The following is a 1,571-nucleotide window of genomic DNA, read 5'->3' as shown; positions in this document are numbered from 1 at the left end:
AGGCCCTGCTGCTTTCCCTGATCGGCATTCCCATCGGTTTGTTGCTGGGCTGGCTGCTGGGTGGTGTACTCACCCCCATCATTACTGCACGGCTCGATGGCGTCACTACGGTGGTTTCGGCCAGTCCGTTCCTCTTTGCGGGCGCCGCGGTATTTGCCCTGATAACAGTGCTGATTTCCTGTCGCCGTCCCGGCAGTCTGGCAGGCAAGGTTTCCCCGGTAGAAGCGGTGCGCTATACAGAAGGCAAGGCTTTAAAGCAGAAGAAAAAACGAAACGGCAAGGGCGTTTCTCTCTTGTCCATGGCTTGGGCCAATCTGGGCCGCAGCCGGGGCAAGACCTTCCTCACGGTACTGTCCCTGACCCTTGCAGTGGTGTTGCTGACCTTTACCGTCACCTTTACAGCCGGCTTTGACATGGACAAATATGTTTCCAACTTTACCGCCAGTGACTTTATCCTGGCTGATGCCGGCCAGTTCCAGACCGGCGGAGATGCTTATAATGACGAGATGGGGATACCGGAAGAGGTCATCGACGCGGTGGATGCCCAGGGCGGTATTACCGGCAGCGGCCGCGTTTACGGAAAGACCAAACCGGCACAGGAATTTGTTACCGAGGAATATTACCGTTCCATGTGGAGCCGATGGAACACACCGGAACAGCTGGACAGTATGGTCGCCTTTCAGGAACGCACTGAGGATGGATTGCTGGCCGATGGCGTTCAGCTTTACGGTATGGACCCCTTTGCGCTGGATTACCTGACGGTATTGGAAGGGGACCTCTCCAAGATTAACGACACCGAGGGAAATTATATCGCCGCTGTGTACAGTACCGACGACTACGATGAGCCTATGATGGACAGTCATTGGGCCCGATTGGGGGATACGGTAACCATTCGTTATGTGGAAGAGTATGAATACTATGATCCTGCCACCGGCAAGGTTTTTGGTTCCAGAGAAAATGTGCCCGAAGGGGCCGCTTACGCTGAGCGGGCCGTCAAATACCGGGATGTTGACTACACCGTAGCTGCTCTGGTGGCAGTACCTTCTGCGTTAAGTTACCGTTACTACGGCCGGGACGAATTTGTCATGGGGGCCGAAACCTTTATCCGGGATACGGGCACCGATTCTGTTATGTATTACGCCTTTGATACCACGGAAGAAGCCAATGCAACGATGGAAGCCTTCCTCAAAGACTATACAGAAAATGTGAACCCTCAGTTTGACTATGAGAGCAAAGCAACCTACGCCTCGGAATTCGAGAACATTAAAAATATGTTCCTGTTGCTGGGCAGCGCCCTGAGTTTTATTGTGGGACTGGTGGGAATCCTCAACTTCTTTAATGCAATCCTTACCGGAATCACCGCACGCCGTAGGGAACTGGCCGTGCTTCAGTCTATCGGTATGACCACCCGGCAACTGCAGACGATGCTGGCGCTGGAAGGACTTCTCTACACCCTGGGATCTGCCTTGCTGGCCTTTACCCTGATTTTGATTACGGCCCCCATCGTGGGACCCGGCCTCAACGGAATGTTTTGGTTCTTCACCTATCACTTTACCATCTGGCCGATCATG

At 53.7% G+C, this 1,571-nt stretch carries 1 protein-coding gene; it reads left to right on the top strand.

Annotated features, from left to right (window positions below; all coding sequences use genetic code 11):
* Positions 1–1,571 (top strand): ABC transporter permease (locus H6B10_RS14455; RefSeq protein ID WP_204652239.1); only part of this gene is annotated, 1,571 nt, incomplete at both ends.

This window comes from Gemmiger formicilis (genome assembly GCF_016901605.1).
Classification (GTDB): domain Bacteria; phylum Bacillota; class Clostridia; order Oscillospirales; family Ruminococcaceae; genus Gemmiger; species Gemmiger formicilis_B.
Note: the sequence above shows the minus strand (reverse complement) of the source record. Positions and strands in the feature narration are given on the sequence as shown.